17 protein-coding genes are annotated in these 19,323 nt (G+C 71.6%); 11 read left to right on the top strand and 6 right to left on the bottom strand.

All coding sequences use genetic code 11. The features are described from left to right. The first annotated feature begins 46 nt into the window (after positions 1 to 46). The 3 genes from ACFY2Z_RS32060 (at position 47) to ACFY2Z_RS32050 (ending at position 4,451) form a co-directional block, all read left to right on the top strand. Entirely contained in the window at positions 47 to 382 is a 336-nt protein-coding gene (locus ACFY2Z_RS32060; protein ID WP_388973515.1) for a hypothetical protein, read from the top strand. A gap of 602 nt (positions 383 to 984) precedes the next feature. Then, positions 985 to 3,582 (top strand): ATP-dependent chaperone ClpB, encoded by a 2,598-nt coding sequence (gene clpB, locus ACFY2Z_RS32055; RefSeq protein ID WP_390747569.1) that lies wholly within the window; start codon positions 985 to 987, stop codon positions 3,580 to 3,582. 344 nt (positions 3,583 to 3,926) lie between these two features. After that, complete coding sequence (locus tag ACFY2Z_RS32050; protein ID WP_390747568.1) at positions 3,927 to 4,451, top strand: YbjN domain-containing protein; 525 nt, start codon at positions 3,927 to 3,929, stop codon at positions 4,449 to 4,451. 6 nt (positions 4,452 to 4,457) lie between these two features. Here the strand turns inward: ACFY2Z_RS32050 and ACFY2Z_RS32045 are convergent, their stop codons facing one another. The 6 genes from ACFY2Z_RS32045 to ACFY2Z_RS32020 form a co-directional block, all read right to left on the bottom strand. After that, positions 4,458 to 5,660, bottom strand: coding sequence for a hypothetical protein (locus ACFY2Z_RS32045; protein WP_390747567.1), 1,203 nt, complete (start codon positions 5,658 to 5,660; stop codon positions 4,458 to 4,460). 198 nt (positions 5,661 to 5,858) lie between these two features. Beyond that, positions 5,859 to 6,041: a ferritin-like domain-containing protein gene (locus ACFY2Z_RS32040; protein ID WP_390747566.1), complete on the bottom strand. Its 183-nt coding sequence runs from the start codon at positions 6,039 to 6,041 to the stop codon at positions 5,859 to 5,861. Between the two features lie 234 nt (positions 6,042 to 6,275). Then, positions 6,276 to 7,478, bottom strand: coding sequence for a pyridoxal phosphate-dependent aminotransferase (locus ACFY2Z_RS32035; protein ID WP_390747565.1), 1,203 nt, complete (start codon positions 7,476 to 7,478; stop codon positions 6,276 to 6,278). Positions 7,479 to 7,613: 135 nt separating this feature from the next. Next, positions 7,614 to 8,432 carry an ABC transporter permease gene (locus ACFY2Z_RS32030; protein WP_390747564.1) on the bottom strand — a complete coding sequence of 273 codons (819 nt, stop codon included), beginning with the start codon at positions 8,430 to 8,432 and terminating at the stop codon, positions 7,614 to 7,616. After that, on the bottom strand, positions 8,429 to 9,427 hold the full coding sequence (locus tag ACFY2Z_RS32025) for an ATP-binding cassette domain-containing protein (protein WP_390747563.1): 999 nt from the start codon (positions 9,425 to 9,427) through the stop codon (positions 8,429 to 8,431). The genes ACFY2Z_RS32030 and ACFY2Z_RS32025 overlap by 4 nt, the downstream gene beginning before the upstream one ends. Positions 9,428 to 9,442: 15 nt before the next feature. After that, a complete protein-coding gene (locus ACFY2Z_RS32020; RefSeq protein WP_390747562.1) occupies positions 9,443 to 10,111 on the bottom strand; it encodes a DUF4097 family beta strand repeat-containing protein in 669 nt (222 codons plus the stop codon). A gap of 1,310 nt (positions 10,112 to 11,421) precedes the next feature. Between ACFY2Z_RS32020 and ACFY2Z_RS32015 the strand changes: the two genes are divergently transcribed. From ACFY2Z_RS32015 to ACFY2Z_RS31980, 8 genes are all read left to right on the top strand, one after another. Next, entirely contained in the window at positions 11,422 to 11,979 is a 558-nt protein-coding gene (locus ACFY2Z_RS32015) for a DUF2617 family protein (RefSeq protein ID WP_390747561.1), read from the top strand. A 64-nt stretch (positions 11,980 to 12,043) separates the two neighbouring features. After that, positions 12,044 to 13,699: a polyamine aminopropyltransferase gene (locus tag ACFY2Z_RS32010; RefSeq protein WP_390747560.1), complete on the top strand. Its 1,656-nt coding sequence runs from the start codon at positions 12,044 to 12,046 to the stop codon at positions 13,697 to 13,699. Positions 13,700 to 13,775: 76 nt separating this feature from the next. Further along, positions 13,776 to 14,666, top strand: coding sequence for an SRPBCC family protein (locus ACFY2Z_RS32005; RefSeq protein WP_390747559.1), 891 nt, complete (start codon positions 13,776 to 13,778; stop codon positions 14,664 to 14,666). A 45-nt stretch (positions 14,667 to 14,711) separates the two neighbouring features. After that, a complete protein-coding gene (locus ACFY2Z_RS32000) occupies positions 14,712 to 15,500 on the top strand; it encodes an aldose 1-epimerase (protein ID WP_390747558.1) in 789 nt (262 codons plus the stop codon). A gap of 9 nt (positions 15,501 to 15,509) precedes the next feature. Further along, complete coding sequence (gene pyrE / locus ACFY2Z_RS31995) at positions 15,510 to 16,058, top strand: orotate phosphoribosyltransferase (protein ID WP_390747557.1); 549 nt, start codon at positions 15,510 to 15,512, stop codon at positions 16,056 to 16,058. 139 nt (positions 16,059 to 16,197) lie between these two features. Then, the gene (gene fbaA, locus ACFY2Z_RS31990; protein WP_390747556.1) at positions 16,198 to 17,229 is read left to right on the top strand and encodes a class II fructose-bisphosphate aldolase; all 1,032 of its coding nucleotides are present in this window, start codon (positions 16,198 to 16,200) and stop codon (positions 17,227 to 17,229) included. A 99-nt stretch (positions 17,230 to 17,328) separates the two neighbouring features. Further along, a complete protein-coding gene (locus ACFY2Z_RS31985; RefSeq protein ID WP_390747555.1) occupies positions 17,329 to 18,831 on the top strand; it encodes an MFS transporter in 1,503 nt (500 codons plus the stop codon). A 73-nt stretch (positions 18,832 to 18,904) separates the two neighbouring features. Beyond that, on the top strand, positions 18,905 to 19,318 hold the full coding sequence (locus tag ACFY2Z_RS31980) for a DUF3151 domain-containing protein (protein WP_390747554.1): 414 nt from the start codon (positions 18,905 to 18,907) through the stop codon (positions 19,316 to 19,318). Positions 19,319 to 19,323 lie beyond the last annotated feature (5 nt).

The following is a 19,323-nucleotide window of genomic DNA, read 5'->3' as shown; positions in this document are numbered from 1 at the left end:
GATAGTGCCACACCCGTCGGCCCAGATGACAGCGTGTGGAGCTGATGTGACCACTCCTCCGGACGACCGCACCTTCCGTCGCGAGATGGCCACGGCCTACCGCTCCGGCTGGCACTTCATCGACCTGGCCACTGCCATCCCGCACAACGGTGACTCGCTGATGGTGACCGTGTTCGGGGAGCCCGTCGTCGTCGCCCGTGACGAGGACGACGATGTGCGGGCCTACCGGCTGCTGCGACGGCCTCGGGGGGCGCCGCAGCCTGTCCGGTGCGCCATACGGTACGGAATGATCTTTGTGAATCTGGACCAGCGCGACCACCGGCTGGTCGAACCGGACACCCCGGTCATGCGGACTGTCTCAGCCACCCCCCGCAGTGCCTGACGCGATTCCCCCGTCGTAACAAATCGCTCAGGTGCTTCCCCCCGCAGCGGCGTCACCGTGACCTGAACACGGTGACGCCGCTGCAGTTTGTGCGGAAACTCCGGGTATGCCGTGTTGCCACGGTGGCTGGAATCGGTCCTTACCTGGGGTTCGCCCGCGGGCTACCCCCTCACCGTCCGTGATGACGTCGCTGCGCGCGCCTCCCCGATGTCACACGCGCCCCCTCGTGTCACTTGCTGCGGCCCCTTGCCGGGCCGTCCGCGCCCCCTTTGCGCGCCCGCCGTCGGGTCCGCGCCCCCTGTCCGCCGGCGATCACCGAGTCGCGCCCGCGCCCGGCGCGTATTCCCCTACGGCCGGAGCGGCCTTCGTGCCGCCCTCCGGGCCGGGAAGGGTGGTCGGGTGCTGCTCCTGCCCGGATCCGGGGTACCGGACGTCGGACGCCCCCGGGTGGGTGAGCGAACGGCTCTCGGTCGCGGAACCTCGCCGGTCTCCCTCCCGTTTGGCTCCTTGAGTGGAATAGACTCAACTTTATGTACGTTGCTCGCGTCAGACCGAAGGGCTGACGACAGCTGAGCGGCCGACGCAAGGAGGAGAACGGGAACGTGGACGCCGAGCTGACCAACAGGAGCCGGGACGCGATCAACGCGGCCAGCAGCCGGGCCGTTGCCGAGGGGCACCCGGACCTCACCCCCGCCCATCTGCTCCTCGCGCTGCTGGAGGGGCAGGACAACGAGAACATCATCGACCTGCTGGCCGCCGTGGACGCCGACCAGGCCTCCGTGCGGGCCGGCGCCGAGCGCGTGCTCGGCGGTCTGCCCAGCGTGACCGGGTCGACCGTGGCACCGCCCCAGCCCAACCGCGAGATGCTGGCCGTGATCGCCGACGCGGGCAAGCGCGCCAAGGACCTCGGCGACGAGTACCTCTCCACCGAGCATCTGCTCATCGGCATCGCCGCCAAGGGCGGCGCCGCGGGGGAGGTCCTGACCGGCCAGGGCGCGGACGCCAAGAAGCTCTTGAACGCGTTCCAGAGGACAAGGGGAGGACGCCGGGTGACGACCCCGGACCCGGAGGGCCAGTACAAGGCCCTCGAGAAGTTCGGCACCGACTTCACCGCCGCCGCGCGTGACGGCAAGCTCGACCCGGTCATCGGCCGGGACCAGGAGATCCGCCGCGTGGTGCAGGTGCTGTCCCGCCGTACGAAGAACAACCCGGTGCTCATCGGTGAGCCCGGCGTCGGCAAGACCGCCGTCGTGGAGGGCCTCGCCCAGCGGATCGTGAAGGGCGACGTGCCCGAGTCCCTCAAGGACAAGCGGCTGGTCGCGCTGGACCTCGGCGCCATGGTCGCGGGCGCCAAGTACCGCGGTGAGTTCGAGGAGCGCCTGAAGACCGTCCTCGCCGAGATCAAGGACTCCGACGGCCAGATCATCACCTTCATCGACGAGCTGCACACCGTGGTGGGCGCCGGCGCCGGCGGGGACTCCGCCATGGACGCCGGCAACATGCTCAAGCCGATGCTGGCGCGCGGTGAGCTGCGCATGGTCGGTGCGACGACCCTCGACGAGTACCGCGAGCGGATCGAGAAGGACCCGGCCCTGGAGCGCCGCTTCCAGCAGGTGCTGGTCGCCGAGCCGACCGTCGAGGACTCCATCGCGATCCTGCGCGGTCTCAAGGGCCGCTACGAGGCCCACCACAAGGTGCAGATCGCGGACAGCGCGCTGGTCGCCGCGGCCAGCCTCTCCGATCGGTACATCACCTCCCGCTTCCTGCCCGACAAGGCCATCGACCTGGTCGACGAGTCCGCCTCGCGGCTGCGGATGGAGATCGACTCCTCCCCGGTCGAGATCGACGAGCTGCAGCGCGCCGTGGACCGGCTGCGCATGGAGGAACTCGCGCTCAGCAAGGAGACCGACCGGGCCTCCAAGGAACGGCTGGAGAAGCTGCGCCGCGACCTCGCCGACAAGGAGGAGGAGCTGCGGGGCCTGACCGCCCGCTGGGAGAAGGAGAAGCAGTCCCTCAACCGGGTCGGCGAGCTGAAGGAGAAGCTGGACGACCTGCGCGGCCAGGCCGAACGCGCCCAGCGCGACGGCGACTTCGACACCGCCTCCAAGCTGCTGTACGGCGAGATCCCGGGCGTGGAGAAGGAGCTGGAGGCCGCCTCCGAGGCCGAGGAGGAGGCGTCCAAGGGCACGATGGTCAAGGACGAGGTCGGCCCCGACGACATCGCGGACGTCGTCGCCTCCTGGACGGGCATCCCCGCCGGACGCCTTCTGGAGGGCGAGACGCAGAAGCTGCTGCGCATGGAGGAGGAGCTCGGCCGGCGGCTCATCGGCCAGGCCGAGGCCGTACAGGCCGTCTCCGACGCCGTACGCCGCAGCCGGGCCGGTATCGCCGACCCGGACCGCCCGACCGGCTCGTTCCTCTTCCTCGGCCCGACGGGTGTCGGCAAGACCGAGCTGGCCAAGGCGCTCGCCGACTTCCTCTTCGACGACGAGCGGGCGATGGTCCGCATCGACATGTCGGAGTACGGCGAGAAGCACAGCGTCGCCCGGCTGGTCGGCGCCCCGCCCGGATACGTCGGCTACGAGGAGGGCGGCCAGCTGACCGAGGCGGTGCGCCGCCGCCCGTACAGCGTGGTGCTTCTCGACGAGGTGGAGAAGGCGCACCCGGAGGTCTTCGACATCCTGCTCCAGGTGCTGGACGACGGCCGGCTGACGGACGGTCAGGGCCGTACGGTCGACTTCCGCAATGTGATCCTCGTGCTGACCTCGAACCTGGGCAGCCAGTTCCTGGTCGACCCGCTCCTGACCGAGGCGGAGAAGAAGGAGCAGGTCCTGGAGGTGGTCCGCACCTCCTTCAAGCCCGAGTTCCTGAACCGGCTCGACGACCTGGTGGTCTTCTCGGCGCTGTCGAAGGACGAGCTGAGCCGGATCGCCCGGCTTCAGATCGACCGCCTGGCCAAGCGGCTGGCCGAACGGCGGCTCACCCTGGAGGTCACGCCGCAGGCCCTGGCCTGGCTCGCCGACGAGGGCAACGATCCGGCGTACGGCGCCCGGCCGCTGCGCCGCCTCGTCCAGACCGCCATCGGTGACCGGCTCGCCAAGGAGATCCTGGCAGGCGAGGTCAAGGACGGCGACACGGTCCGGGTGGACACGTTCGGGGACGGGCTGCTGGTGGGCCCGGCGTCCGGCAAGTCTCTCTGACCGCCGCCGATCCGGCCGGGCCCGGTCAGCCCGCGTGGGTGCAGAGGTGTACGAGGGCGGTACGCCCGTCCTCGTGCACCACGGTCGGCTCGACGTCGTCGACGCCGGCCCGCGGCATCCGCCGGCTGCCCTCGTACGACTGGTCCGGCCGGCTGTACGAGGTGCAGTGCGCCTCGCACGTACGGTCGGGCGGCGCGACGCCCGCGAAGCCGACGGCCCGGTCCGCCCGGCGGCGGAGACCGGCCAGATCATGTCAGCCCCCGGCGGACACGACCCGTTCAGGGTTGCCAGCCCCCTCCCCGGATGAGGGAGGATGGCGGAATCCGTACGAAGGGAAGAACACGGTGAGCATCGACCCGTCCTCGATTCCGAACTTCGGGGGCCAGCCCGAGCCGCAGCCGCCGGCGGGCCCCGTGGTTCCGGATCAGGACCTCGTGAAGCAGCTCCTGGACCAGATGGAGCTCAAGCACCTCGTTGACGAAGAGGGAGACCTCGTCGCACCGTGGGAGCAGTTCCGTACGTACTTCATGTTCCGCGGCGAGGGCGACCAGGCCGTCTTCTCCGTGCGGACGTTCTACGACCGTCCCCACCAGATCGACGAGAAGCCGCAGCTGCTGGAGTCCATCGACGACTGGAACCGGCGCACCCTGTGGCCCAAGGTCTACACCCACACGCACGACGACGGCACCGTCCGCCTCATCGGTGAGGCGCAGATGCTGATCGGCACCGGCGTGAGTCTGGACCACTTCGTCTCGTCGACCGTGAGCTGGGTGCGCGCAGCCATCGAGTTCGACCGGTGGCTCGTCGAGCAGCTCGGCCTCGCGGAGGAAGTCGACGACGCGGAGAAGCCCGAGGACGACGGGGAGTAGATCCCCCTAGAGGGGCGATCGGGCGAGTACGACCAGATACGCCCCGTAGACAAAAGAGAGCCCGGCCAGGGCGCTCGCCACGATGATGGCGTGCCACGGTCGGGCTCTCGCCGTCCGTACCAGCGCCCGCGCCACCACCGTCAGCAGCGGGAACGCCGGGAGCAGAAAGCGCGGCTTGGACTCGAAGAACCCGGAGCCGCCGAGCGCGATCACCAGCAGTACGCCGCTGTAGACGACGAGCGGCAGCGGGGCGCGGTCCGCGATCAGCAGCCCGAAGAGCACGCTGCTCACCCCGACGATCACCAGGGCCATCGGGAACAGCAGTCGGGTGCCGTGCAGCGCCATGTGCTCGGTGAAGCGCAGCGCACCGTGCCCGAAGTCGAACCGCGAGCCCCACAGCCGCTGCACGGCGAAGTAGCCGCCGAGCGGATCGCCCCTGCGGTGGCCGACCCACAGCACATAGCTGCTCCAGCCGAGGGGCGCGAGCGCCGCGCCCGTCCACAGCCTGTGGGAAACTCCGCGACCGCGCGCCCGCCACACCTCGTGCGCCGCCGACACGAGCACCGCGACGGCCACCGAGCAGCCGTTGGGCCGGGACAGGCCGCCGAGGACCGCCAGTGTCCCCGCCCAGACCCAGCGCCGGGTCAGGACCGCGTACAGCGACCAGGCGGCGCACGCCGTCAGCACGGGCTCCGTGTAGCCCATCGTCAGCACCACGGAGTGCGGCAGCAGCCCCCAGAGCACGACGAGGACGGTGGCCACGGCGGGGCCGTGCAGCCGTACGCCGATCCGGTAGATCCCGTACGCGGCGACCACGGCGGCCGTCCAGGACACCAGCAGTCCCGCCTGGACGCCGCCGAGCGGGGTGAGGGTGGTGACCGTGCGGACCAGACCCGGGTAGAGCGGGAAGAACGCCAGGTCGTAGTGGACGCCGGTGCTGTTGCGCAGGATGTGTCCATAGCCGTGCGCGGCGATCCCCAGATACCAGACGGAGTCCCAGGAGTGACCGAGCAGCAGCAGGGGGTGCTTGCCCGTGGACCGGGCGACGAGGGCGAGCACGAGGCCGCCGCACAGCCGGGAGACGAAGAACAGCCCGAGGGCCGCGGCGGCCGTCGTCGGCAGCCGCCGGCCGTCCCCGGCCGGCCGGACACGGTCGCTGTTCCTCGGGCCCGGTGGGGCGGGGGCCGGGATGGTCCTGGTGTCGGTCACACCGGAACCATCCTCCGATCACGCCCGGTTTACGAAGCTTGCGCGGCCGTGCGGGGGCGAATTCCCGCGTACGGGGCGCCCGCCCCCGGCCGATGGGCCGGAGCGCGCCACATCGGCCCGGCGGTGTCAGTCCGCCAGGGCCTTCAGCCGCTGAACGCCTGGTGCCGCCGTCACCCGGCCGACCCCTCATCCGTGCACTCACGCAACAGAGCCACCATAGGCAACTTCAGCACCACCGCCGAGACCCCAGCCTGGCGGCTGGGAGGCGCCAGGGCTCCCGCCGAGTGCGGCGACCATGTCGGCGGCGACGGCCATGTGGACCGTCTCCTCCATCAGGACGCTGCGCGCCGTGATCGCGGCCGTCACCTCGTCGGCGGGCATCTCGGTCCTGCCGGCCTATCTGTGCGCCGCGGCACTGGCCTCGGGGGCGTGGGTCCCCCCTGGAACCGGAGATCCCCCATCAACACCCTCTACCTGGCCATACGCTCCGGTACCCTCTCCGAACCCCGGCTGGCGCGGCTCCACGAGCACCTGGTTCGCGACGCCCGGGGGTGGACGTGAGGGGGCAGTGGGAGAGCGGGAACAGATGAAAGGAGCGGCCGATCCCGACGGTGGTCAGCGCGTGAATGCCTTGCTGAGCCGTTCCGTCGCGTCCGCCAGCACCTCGGCGCGTTTGCAGAACGCGAACCGGACGTAGGGTGCCCCCGCCTCTTTGTGGTCGTAGAAGACCGCGTTCGGAATGGCGACGACCCCCGCACGCTCGGGCAGGGCACGGCAGAAGGCGAAGCCGTCGCTCTCGCCGAGGGGGCGGATGTCGGTGGTGACGAAGTAGGTCCCCGCCGGCCGGAACACCGCGAAGCCCGCCTCCGTGAGTCCGGCGGTGAGCAGGTCCCGCTTGGCGCGCAGATCCGCCCGGAACTCCTCGAAGTACGTCTCGGGCAGCGCGAGCGCCTCGGCGACGGCGTACTGGAACGGCCCGGAGGACACATAGGTCAGGAACTGCTTGGCCGACCGCACCGCGGTGACCAGGCCGGGTGCCGCCGTCACCCAGCCGACCTTCCATCCCGTGAAGGAGTACGTCTTCCCCGCCGACGAGATGGTGACGGTCCGCTCGCGCATGCCCGGGAAGGTCGCGAGCGGTACGTGCTCGGCGTCGTCGAACACCAGGTGCTCGTACACCTCGTCCGTGACGACGAGCAGATCCCGCTCGACGGCCAGCTCGGCGATCGCGGACAGCTCCTCGCGGGTCAGCACGGTGCCGGTCGGGTTGTGCGGGGTGTTGATCAGCAGCAGCCGGGTGCGGTCGGTGACCGCGTCGCGCAGCTCGTCCAGGTCGAGGCGGAAGCTCGCGTCCCCGTCGTGGTGCGGCCGCAGCGTGACCGGTACGCGCCGGCCGCCCGCCATGGCGATGCAGGCGGCGTACGAGTCGTAGTACGGCTCCAGCGCGATCACCTCGTCGCCGGGCTCCAGCAGCGCCAGCAGGGTCGCGGCGATCGCCTCGGTAGCGCCCGCGGTGACCAGCACCTCGGTGTCCGGGTCGTAGCCGAGGCCGTAGCGCCGGCGCTGGTGCTCGGCGACGGCCGTGCGCAGCTCGGGGACGCCGGGGCCCGGCGGGTACTGGTTGCCGCGCCCGTCGCGCAGCGCCCGCACGGCGGCCTCGCGGACCTGCTCCGGGCCGTCGGTGTCGGGGAAGCCCTGGCCGAGGTTGATGGCTCCGGTGCTCAGGGCGAGGGCCGACATCTCGGCGAAGATCGTCGTCCCGAACTCGGCGAGCCGACGGTTGAGGAAGGGGCGCGCGCTGGAGGTCATGGCCGCCATCCTGCGCCGAAGCCACGGAGTTCCTCAACTCACCTTGCTGACACGCGCAGGGGCGGCGTACGCCGACGGGGTGCCGGAGTACGCCGCCCTCGGGCGGGACGAGATGCGGGAGGCGGCCCCGCGTGGTCACGGCGGTTACTTCGGGTCGTCGTTGAACTTCGAGGTGGACCAGAAGTAGCCGAGCACCGCGAGGCCCAGGCACCAGGCGACGGCGAGCCATCCGTTGTCGCCGATCCCGGTGCCGAGCAGCAGGCCGCGCAGGGTCTCGATGGCAGGCGTGAACGGCTGGTACTCGGCGATCGGCCGGAACCAGCCCGGCATCGCGTGGAGGGGGACGAAGGCGCTGGAGAGGAGCGGCAGCAGGATCAGGGGCATCGCGTTGTTGCTGGCGGCCTCCGCGTTCGGGCTGACCAGGCCCATGCCGACCGCGATCCAGGTGAGCGCCGTGGCGAAGAGCACGAGCAGCCCGAACGCCGCGAGCCACTCCAGGACGGTGGCATCGGTGGAGCGGAAGCCGATCGCCACGGCGACGGCGCCGACGAGGACCACGCTGACGACCGACTGGAGCACGCTGCCGATGACGTGTCCGATGATCACGGAGCCGCGGTGGATCGCCATCGTGCGGAAGCGGGCGATGATGCCCTCGGTCATGTCGTTGGAGACGGAGACCGCGGTGCCGACCACCGTGCTGCCGACGGTCATCAGCAGGAGACCCGGAACGATGTAGGCGATGTACTTGGCGCGGTCCGGGGCGCCGCCGCCGATGCCCGCGCTCATGGTGTCGCCGAAGATGTAGACGAAGAGCAGCAACAGCATGATCGGCGTGAGCAGCAGGTTCAGGGTGAGGGACGGATAGCGCCGGGCGTGCAGGAGGTTGCGGCGCAGCATCGTGGCGGAGTCGCGCAGGGCGAGTGAGAGCCGGGTCGGGCGGGTGGGGGCCAGGGGTGCGCTCATCGGGCAGCCTCCTCGGGCTGGTGGGGGACGGCGACGCCGCCGGTCAGGGCGAAGAAGACGTCGTCGAGGTCCGGGGTGTGCACGGTCAGCTCGTCGGCCTCGATGCCGACCGAGTCAAGCCAGTCGAGGATGGAGCGCAGCTCGCGCTGGCTGCCGTCGCTCGGGAGCCGCAGGGTGAGGGGCTCGTCGACGGGGGTCCCCCCGCGCGAGTGAAGCCGAGCGTGAGGGAGTGTGGCCTCGCGCAGGGCGGCCGCGGCGCTCCGGTACGCGGCCGGGTGGGTGAAGCGGAGCCGGACGTGTCCGCCGGGGATGAGCCGCTTCAGCTCCTCGGCGGTCCCTTCGGCGGCGATCCTGCCGTCGTTCAGGACGGCGATGCGGTCGGCGAGTTCGTCGGCCTCCTCCAGGTACTGGGTGGTGAGGAAGACGGTGACGCCACCTGTGACGAGCTCGCGGATGATCTGCCACATGTTGTGCCGGGAGCGCGGGTCGAGGCCGGTGGTCGGCTCGTCGAGGAAGATGATCCGCGGGTCGCCGACCAGGGTCATGGCGATGTCGAGGCGGCGCTTCATGCCGCCGGAGTAGGTGGAGGCGGGCTTCTTCGCGGCCTCGGTGAGGTCGAGGCGCTCCAGCAGCTCGGCGGTGACCCGGCGTCCCTCGCGCCTGGAGAGGTGGTGCAGGTCCGCCATGAGGAGCATGTTCTCCTCGCCGGTGATCAGGCCGTCGACGGCGGAGAACTGTCCGGTGACGCCGATCGCGGCGCGTACGGCCTGCGGGGCGGCGGCGAGGTCGTGGCCGCCGACGTGGATCCGGCCGGAGGCGGGGTCGGGGGCGACGAGGGTGGAGAGGATCTTGACGGCGGTGGTCTTGCCGGCGCCGTTGGGGCCGAGCAGGGAGAAGATCGTCCCTTCCGGGACGGCCAGGTCGACGCCGTCGAGGACGGTCTTGTCGCCGTAGGACTTGCGCAGCCCGTTCGCCGCTATGGCCAGGTCGGTCATGAGAGGTGCTCTCCTTTACAGGCTGCGGGCGGTGATGTCGCCGTGGGCGGTGGTCGCGTGGATGCACAGGGCGGCGGTGCCGTCGGTGTTCCTGAGCGCGTCGTGGATCCGGCCGTGGGCGGTGCCGGCGTCCAGGGAGGCGGAGACTCCGCGGGCGGCGCCGACCGAGATGTCGCCGGCCTGGGTGCGCAGCGTGACCGTGCCGCGTACGGCCTCGGCGATGCGGAGGTTGCCCTTTTCGGTGCTGATCTCCGCGGGGCCGCCCAGGCGGCCGACGGAGATGTCGCCGGCCAGGGTGCTGAGCCGGGCGCCTTCGACCTCGTCAAGCTCGACCGTGGCCTGCTGGCCCTCGAAGACGACGTCGCCGAACCGTCCGGCGCCCCGGAGTTCGGCGCCGGCCGCCTTCGCCTCGATGCGGGAGCCGGCGGGCAGCTGCACGGTCACCTCGACGGATCCGGAGTTGCCGAGGATCCGGTTCTTCGCCGGGGCGGCCTCGATCCGCAGGACACCGTCGTCGTACGCGACCTCGATCTGCTCCGCCGCCTTCACGTCGCGGCTCTTGGAGGCGTCCGCGGGAAGGACCTCGACCATGCTGTCGGTCCGCTCGCCGGCGACGATCCGGATGCGTCCCGCGGGGATGTCGAGGACGGCCGAGACCGGGGCGGGAGTGTCGAACTTCTGCATCGTGCGCTCCTTGAGTCCGTAGTTTCTGAAGATGGAAACGCTACGTTGCATTCAGCTATCTGGCAACAAAGTTGTTGCGCGAAAAGATTATTAGCACAGCTCGGAGCCGGTAAATCGTTGCAACGACTAGAGATTTAACGCAACAATCCTCAACTCAATGTGTTGCAATGAGTGAGGGTGAACGCTATACGTGGCTCGCGCCAGGGGCCCGCTGCGAAAGCGAGCGGGGCGGATCCGTGTCCCGCGCGCGAGAGCTGGGCCCCGAACGACCCTTCCTCGCAGGTCAGGGGCCCTTTTCGCGGTGGGACCCTCAGAAGTTCCTCAACTCTGCTTTGGTCGGTCGGAGGTGGGGGCATCCCTCGTGCACCCGGGTACACGGAGGGGCCCGCCGGGGCCGCCCGGGGACGAGGAAGAGAAGGGGGACGAGGTCATGATCTTGGGAATCGCTGTGGTGGTCGTCTGCATCGGTCTCGTGGTGAGCCTCGTGGCGAACGCCCGCAGGCGGGGCCCGAAGGCGGCGCCGCGGCCGGTGGCCCGAGGGGCGCGGTCGCGTGGGTTCTCGCGGAGCGGCAACAGCAGCGACACCAGCTGGTGGGCCGGCGGGAGCGATGCCTCGTCGGGTGGTGGCCACCACTCGGGGGGCCACTCCGGAGGGCATCACTCCTGCGGCGGGGGGCACTCCTGCGGCGGTCACTCGTCCTGCGGGTCGTCGTGCGGTGGGGGCGGATGCGGTGGCGGGAGCTGACCAGGGGGATGGGGCCGACGGGGGTCGGCTGAGGGGGCGCGGCTCCCGGGGGCCTGTGGGGGAGTGACGGGGAGTACGGACCGGCGCGTCTTCGGGGCGTGCGTGCCCGCCGGGAGATTGCCCCGGCGGGCACGCGACAACGTGTCTGCCGGCAGCGGGGTGAGTGACGTGCGGGAGGGTCACTCCATCGGGGGAGCGCGTGGGTGTGTGGCCTCCGTAGCGCGTGCGGCTGCGCGCCCGGGCAGGGGCTGTAGTGGCGCATGTGTCAGCCGCGTCAATGCTCCTGGCGTACGCCGTAGTTGAACAGATGCGCTGTGGAGCCCTCGGGGGGATGGAAACCGGGCGGTCTTGGGTAAAAACGCTGTGGCGACGCCACAGTTCATGATTCCCTCTCAACCACCGAAGCAGCCCGCGGACGTCCTTCGGACACCTGTCCCGCAAGCGTCCTCCCCACCGGGCCGACCGGGCGTACCACCCGACTGGCCGGGCCGGCCTCGTCCGCCGGCGCCATGACCGGGGTGCGCCGGACCCCACTTCTCACTTTGCGTGCTAGCGGAGCCGATCCATGCTCACGACCCTGAACACCTCCTACACCGACACGCGTGCGGCCGATCTCGCTTGGACCCTGGGCCGCGAGCCGCTGCCCGCGCTCGCCACGCTCGACCTCGAACTGTCCGGAACACGGCTTCAGTTGAGACTTCTCGGCGCGTCCCACCAGGTACTTCTCGAGGATGAGCCGGGCATCTGCTCGGAGACGGTGGCGTGTATCGCGGGCTCCAGCTCCCCGCTGCCGCTGGGCGTGGCCAAACGGGTCGACGACTGGGAGTACGAGTTCGCGGCCCGGATCGAGGTCCTCTCCCCCCGTTCCTTCGCGGGCCGCGCGCAGGAGTTGCTGGCCCTGGTCTCCGACCATCCCCATGGTCTGGCCGGTGTCTTCCCCGGCAGCCCGCACGCGTTCACGGCGATGCTGGCCCAGCATCACGAGGGCCAGATCCACTGGCGTACCTGGCACGCCTACCCGCAGGACGGCCAGTTGGTGGCGACCCGGACCCGGGTCGGGGTGCGGACGCCGACGGCGCGGACCGACGACGACCGCTCCCCACTGAGCCCCTCCTGGGCGTGAGGAGGCGGCAGTTCCACACGTGTGGGTGACAAAGCCCGCCACGACCCTGACGTAGCGTTCCCACGTGATCGAACCGCACGCGCCCGCACCACCCGGCGTACCGCGCTCCTGGAGCGAGGGCGGCACGGCCCAGGCGCGGCTGCCCGTACGACCCGGCACCGGACGGTTCCTCGTCCTCGTCGGCGTGTTCGTGTGCGCGGCCTGCGGACTCGTGTACGAACTCGAACTCGTCGCGCTCGCCTCGTACTTGATCGGCGACTCCGTCACCCAGGCCTCCGTCGTGCTCTCCGTGATGGTCTTCGCGATGGGCGTCGGCTCGCTCGCCGCGAAGCGGCTCCGCTTCCGTGCCGCCGCCGGTTTCGGCGCGGTGGAGGCGGTGCTCGCGCTGGTCGGCGGTTCGAGCGCCATGGCCCTGTACGCGGTCTTCGCCTGGACCGGTGACTGGGGCGGCGTCTGGTCCGGCGGCCCGCGCTGTCTGCTGGTCGGCTTCTCGCTGGCGATCGGCCTGCTGATCGGTGCCGAGGTGCCCCTGCTGATGGAGCTGATCCAGCGCATCCGCCGCCAGGACGCGGGCGGCGCGGTCGCGGACCTCTTCGCCGCGGACTACGTGGGCGCGCTGGTCGGCGGCCTCGCCTTCCCCTTCCTGCTGCTCCCGCAGCTCGGGCAGCTCACCGGCGCCCTGCTCACCGGGGCGGTCAACGCGGTCGCGGGCGGCGCCCTGGTCCTCGGGCTGTTCCGGCGGGACCTGAGCCGCCGGGGGCGCTGGCTGCTGCTGGCCGCCAACGTCGTCGTGCTGGCGCTGCTCGGTACGGCGGCCGCCCTGGTGAGCGACTTCGAACGGGCCGCCCGCCACGCGGTCTACGGGGACCACGTCCGGGTCGCGGTGCGCAGCGGCGTCCAGGAGACGGTGCTCACCGGCGGCACCCGGGGCCGCCCCCTGAACCTCTTCCTCGACGGCCGGCTGCGGGTGGACGGCAGCGACGAGCGCCTCTACCACCAGGCACTCGTGCACCCCGCGATGGACGGCGGACCGCACGCGCACGTGCTGGTCCTCGGCGGCGGCGACGGTCTCGCGGTGCGCGAGGTGCTGCGCCGGCCGGGCGTGCTCCGGGTCGACGTGGTCGAACCGGACCCCGCGGTGGTCCTGCTGGCACGCCGCGACCGCGCCCTGTCCGCACTGAACGGCCACGCCTTCGCGGACCCCCGGGTGCGGGTGCGCACGGCGGACCCGTTCTGCTGGCTCAGAGGCACCCGGGGAACGTACGACGTGGTGATCGCGGACCTTCCGGACCCCGGTGTCGCGGCGAGCACGAAGCTGTACTCCCAGGAGTTCTACGGGCTGGCCCGCCGCGTTCTCGCGCCGGACGGCCGGCTGGTGGTGCACGCGGGCCCGGTGAGCTCCCGCCCACGCGTCTTCTGGACGGTCGAGGCGACGGTCCGGGCGGCGGGTCTGCGGACGGTCCCGTACCGCGTCGCCGCCGGGGCGTCCGCGGGCGGCACGGGCGGTACCGGACGCCCCACGGGACTGTCCCAGGCCCCGCGCGACTGGGGTTTCGTGCTCGCGGCCCCCACCCGCCCGGTGCTCACCCTGGACCCGCGCGAGCCGCTGCTGCCCGCGCTGAACCGGGCCTCCCTGCGGGCGTACGCCCGGGACGCGGCGCGCACGCGGCTGCCGTACCTGCCGCCCTCGACCCTGCTGCGCCCTCGGTACACGCGCTGAGCCCCGTCCTTCCTTGTGGTGTGAATCCCGAGATGTACGGGTGCGGTTCGGGTCCTGCTGGGTAGGCTCGGGGGACATGGAGCATGAGGTGTTCGTTCCGGTTCCTGCCGATCGGCTCCGCCGCGCGTTGGCGGACCCCGCGCGGGTGGCTCGCGCGATCCCAGGCCTGCAACAGGACGCCGGCACGGATCCCGTGGCCGGCCGGCTGAAGGTACGGATCGGCGGCCATACGATCACCTACCGCGGCACGCTGCGGATCGAGGGGCAGGACGACGGCTCGTACCTGGTGGAGGGCGAGGCCACGGAGGCCCGCGGCAGCGGCGCGATGAAGCTGTCCCTGTCCCTGCGGCTGCGCCCGGCCGAGGGCGGCACCACGGTCGTGCTCACGGGAGGGGCCGCGGGGGACGGCCGGATCGCGGAACTGCCCGCGGACGCGGTCACGTCGGCGGGGACCCGGCTGCTGGGCAGGAGCGCGGAGAACCTGGCCGAGGCGGCCTCCTCGGGGCCCGGCGCGGAGGAGTTCGAGGAGCCGGGCGAGGACGTGTCCCCGAAGACGGCGGACTCCACGGACACCACGGATCCGACGCCTCCCGCGTCCCCCGCGTCTCCTTCCTCCCCCTCCCCTCTCTCCCCTCCCTCCGCGTCCTCCCCCTCGGTCCACGACGCCGACATCCCCCCGTCGTCCCTCGACCCCTTCGCGGACGACGACGCCGGCTTCGAGGATGACGACGAGGCCGGTTTCGAGGGCGACGACGAGCCTCCGGCCGAGGCGGCGCACGCCCGGCGCACGATGATCGGCCGCAGCGCCGAGGAGGTCGACCACGCGCCCCCACGGGGCCGCTACGCGCCCGTTCCGGCCCCGGAGACCACGACGGCCACCGCCACCCTCCGCTGGGCGGCCCCGGCGGCGGCCCTGCTCGTGGCCTCGGCCGTCGTGGCGGGCCGCCTGCTGCGCCGCCGCCGCTGACCGGCGACGGCATGTCCCCTTGATCAGGGAAGTAGGGTCGGCCTCGTGAGTAACGACGAGATCACGTTGGCCGCGGGAGACGCGGAAGTCGTACTGGCGCCGGCGAACGGCGGGCGGGTGCGGAGCCTGCGCGTCGGCGGCGCGGAACTGCTGCGGCAGGGCGAGCGGTACGGGTGCTTCCCGATGGTCCCCTGGTGCGGACGCATCCGGGACGGCATGTTCCGCGACGGCGGCACGGTCCACCAGATGCCCCTCAACGCCCCGCCGCACGCCATCCACGGCACCGCACGCAACGGCGCCTGGCGGGTCGCCCGCGCCGAGCGGTCCGAGGCCGTCCTCACCTACGACCTGGTCACCCCCTGGCCCTACCCCGGCCGGGTCACCCAACTCGCCTCGCTCACCGACGACGCGCTCACGCTGACCATGTCGGTGGAGACGTACGACTCCTCGTTCCCGGCCCAGGTCGGCTGGCACCCGTGGTTCAACCGCAGCCTCGGCGGCGAGGACGCGCGGCTCGACTTCTCGCCCGCCTGGCAGGAGGAGCGCGGCGAGGACCACCTGCCCACCGGAAACCGCATCGACCCGAAGCCCGGCCCCTGGGACGACTGCTTCGGCATGCCCGGCGGCGTCGACGTCACCGTCACCTGGCCGGGGCAGCTGGAACTGCGGGTCACCAGCCGCGAGGAGTGGGTCGTCGTGTACGACGAGCAGCCGGAGGCGGTGTGCGTGGAACCGCAGACCGGCCCGCCGAACGGCCTCAACACCCTTCCGCGCCTGGTCACCCCCATCGAGCCGCTGGAGGCCACGACGACCTGGACGTGGCGCCGCCCTTAAGCTGGCGGCATGACTGACGTACGCGGTGAGCTGTTGCAGGAGATCAAGGACAAGGCCGTGGTGCACGGCAAGGTGACCCTGTCGTCGGGCAAGGAAGCCGACTACTACGTCGACCTGCGCCGCATCACCCTCGACGGGGTGGCCGCCCCGCTCGTCGGTCAGGTCATGCTCGACCTGACCGATGACCTGGACTTCGAGGCGGTCGGCGGCCTGACCCTGGGCGCCGACCCGGTGGCCACCGCGATGCTGCACGCCTCCGCCGCGCGCGGGAGGACGCTCGACGCGTTCGTCGTCCGCAAGGCGGGCAAGGCCCACGGCCTGCAGCGGCGTATCGAGGGCACCGAGGTCGCGGGCCGGCGGGTGCTGGCCGTCGAGGACACCTCCACCACCGGCGGCTCGGTGCTCACCGCCGTCGAGGCGCTGCGGGAGGCCGGTGCCGAGGTCGTCGCGGTCGCCACGATCGTGGACCGGGCGACGGGCGCGGCCGAGGCGATCGCCGAGAAGGCCGGCGTGCCGTACCTGTTCGCGTACTCGAAGGACGATCTGGGTCTGGACTGAGGCAGGGGTTTTCCACAGGCTGGACAGGGTGTCCGATGCATCCGGCTCCGTCTGCAAAGATGGGGCCGACGATGACGTCACCCCCTAGGTCAGGGTCCTCAGCACGTAGAACCCCACCCGCACAACAAGGAGCGGACAGATGCCCATCGCAACCCCCGAGGTCTACAACGAGATGCTCGACCGGGCGAAGGCAGGCAAGTTCGCCTACCCGGCCATCAACGTGACGTCCTCCCAGACCCTGCACGCGGCCCTGCGCGGTTTCGCGGAGGCGGAGAGCGACGGCATCGTCCAGATCTCGACGGGGGGCGCCGAGTTTCTGGGCGGCCAGTACAGCAAGGACATGGTCACCGGTGCCGTGGCCCTGGCCGAGTTCGCGCACATCGTCGCCGAGAAGTACCCGGTCAACATCGCGCTGCACACCGACCACTGCCCGAAGGACAAGCTCGACGGGTATGTACGCCCGCTGCTGGCGATCTCCGAGGAGCGGGTCAAGGCCGGCCGTAACCCGCTGTTCCAGTCGCACATGTGGGACGGCTCGGCGGAGACCCTCGCCGACAACCTGAAGATCGCCCAGGAACTGCTGGAGCGCGCCCGCGCCGCGAAGATCATCCTCGAGGTGGAGATCACCCCGACCGGCGGCGAGGAGGACGGCGTCTCCCACGAGATCAACGACTCCCTCTACACGACGGTCGACGACGCGATCCGCACGGCCGAGGCGCTGGGCCTCGGTGACAAGGGCCGCTACCTGCTGGCCGCGTCCTTCGGCAACGTGCACGGTGTGTACAAGCCGGGCAACGTCGTGCTGCGCCCCGAGCTGCTGAAGGAGCTCAACGAGGGCGTCGCCAACAAGTACGGCCGCCCGGCCGGCAGCCAGCCGTTCGACTTCGTCTTCCACGGCGGCTCCGGCTCCTCCGAGCAGGAGATCCTGACGGCGCTGGAGAACGGCGTGGTCAAGATGAACATCGACACCGACACGCAGTACGCCTTCACGCGTCCGGTCGCCGACCACATGTTCAAGAACTACGACGGCGTCCTGAAGGTCGACGGCGAGGTCGGCTCCAAGAAGACCTACGACCCGCGCACCTGGGGCAAGGTGGCCGAGGCGGGCATGGCCAAGCGGGTCGTGGAGGCCTGCGGCAACCTGCGCTCGACCGGCAACAAGATCAAGTAACCGGCGCTCTCCGCAGGTTCACGCGGATTCCCGACGGGCCCGCTCACCGGGCCCGTCGGCCGTCTGGTCCTGGCGCCGCCGACGCGGGATGATCGCTGCATGGCTGTCACCGCACGGGAGGCCCCCGCCATTCGGGTGGGATCCTCGCAGGGCACGTGGATCCTCGTGACGACGGTGCTCGGGTCCAGCATGGCGCTGCTGGACTCCACCGTCGTCAATGTCGCCCTCCCCCGTATCGGCCATGACTTCGGCGCGAGTCTGTCCACCCTGCAGTGGACCGTCAACGCGTACATGGTCACGCTGGCCGGTCTGATCCTTCTCGGCGGTGCCCTCGGCGACCACTTCGGCCGCCGCAAGATCTTCGTCATCGGGGTGGTGTGGTTCGCGACCGCCTCCCTGCTGTGCGGTCTCGCCCCCAACCCGGGCGTCCTCATCGGCGCCCGCGCGCTCCAGGGCATCGGCGGCGCCCTGCTGACCCCCGGCTCGCTCGCGCTGATCCAGGCCTCCTTCCACCCGGACGACCGGGCGCGGGCGGTCGGCCTGTGGTCCGGCTGCGGCGGAATCGGCGCCGCCATCGGCCCGTTCGTCGGCGGCTGGCTGGTGGACGGCCCGGGCTGGCGCTGGGTCTTTCTGCTCAACGTCCCGCTGGCGCTGCTCTGTGCGCCCATCGCCCTGCGGCACGTCCCCGAGTCCGCCGGCGGAGACGGCCACGGCCGCTTCGACGCCCTCGGCGCCGCGCTCGGCGCCCTGGCCCTCGCCCTGACGACGTACGCCCTCATCGAGGCCCGCTCCGGCTCCCCGGCCGTGCCCGTCCTGGGGGCCCTGGGCGTGGCCGCAGGTATCGCCTTCGTCTACGTCGAGAAGCACCGGGCCGACCCGATGATGCCGCCCGACATCTTCGCCTCCCGCCAGTTCACGGCGGTCAACCTGGTGACCCTCTGCGTCTACGCGGCCTTCGGCGGCTTCTTCTTCCTCACCGCCCTCCAGCTCCAGGTGGTGGCGGGCTACTCCCCGCTCAGGGCGGGCACGGCACTGCTGCCCACCACCGCGCTCATGCTGCTGTTCTCGGCCCGGTCCGGGGCGCTGGCCGAGCGCATCGGACCGCGTATCCCGCTGATGGTCGGCCCGTTGCTGTGCGCGGTGGGCATGCTGCTGATGACGCGCGTCGGCAAGGACGCCTCGTACGTGGTCGACGTGCTGCCCGCCCTGCTGGTGATGGGCGCGGGCATGGTCACCCTGGTCGCCCCGCTGACCGCGACCGTGCTCGCCTCGGTCGACACCGCACGGGCGGGCCTGGCCAGCGGCATCAACAACGCGGCCGCCCGCGCGGCCGGACTGTTCGCGGTGGCCGCGCTGCCGCTGCTGACCGGGATGGGCCCGGAGGCGTATCGCTCGGCGGACGCCTTCGACGCCGCCTTCCGCCGCGCGATGCCGCTGTGCGCCGCCGTCCTGGTGGTCGGCGCGGTGCTCGCCTTCGCGACCGTGCGCCGCCCGCGGGCGGGCTGCCCGCACCCCGAATGCCGCGCCCACGGCTGTGTGACGGCCCCGCCCCTGGAACCCCCGCGCGAGAGCGGCGCCTCCGGCGCCGGCGCGGCCACATGACGGTGCGCCCGTCGCGGCCCCTGGGGTGCGGGCAGCCGGTGCCGGTCAGGGGTGATGGCGCACACTGGGTCCCATGACCCTTCATGAGAACCTCCTCGGGGGCCCGCCCCCGACCCATCTGCCCGACGACCCGGAGCCGCGCGAACTCCTCGCGAACGGCGTGGCGCCCGCCGAGGTCGCGGCCCGCTACCCGGCCTCCTCGATCGCCTGGGCACAGCTGGCCGACGACGCGTTCCAGCGGGACTCGGTCGTCGAGTCGTACGCCTACGCCCGAACGGGCTACCACCGCGGCCTGGACGCCCTGCGCCGCAACGGCTGGAAGGGCCATGGACCCGTCCCCTGGGAGCACGAGCCGAACCGCGGCTTCCTGCGCGCCCTGCACGCCCTCGCGCGCGCCGCGCACGCCATCGGCGAGCAGGAGGAGTACGAGCGCTGCTCGCAGTTCCTGAAGGACTCCTCGCCGACCGCCGCCCAGACGCTCGGCTGACGGTT

Origin of the sequence: Streptomyces sp. NPDC001222 (genome assembly GCF_042896945.1) — a bacterium.
In the GTDB taxonomy this organism is placed as follows: Bacteria; Actinomycetota; Actinomycetes; order Streptomycetales; family Streptomycetaceae; genus Streptomyces; species Streptomyces gibsoniae.
Note: the sequence above shows the minus strand (reverse complement) of the source record. Positions and strands in the feature narration are given on the sequence as shown.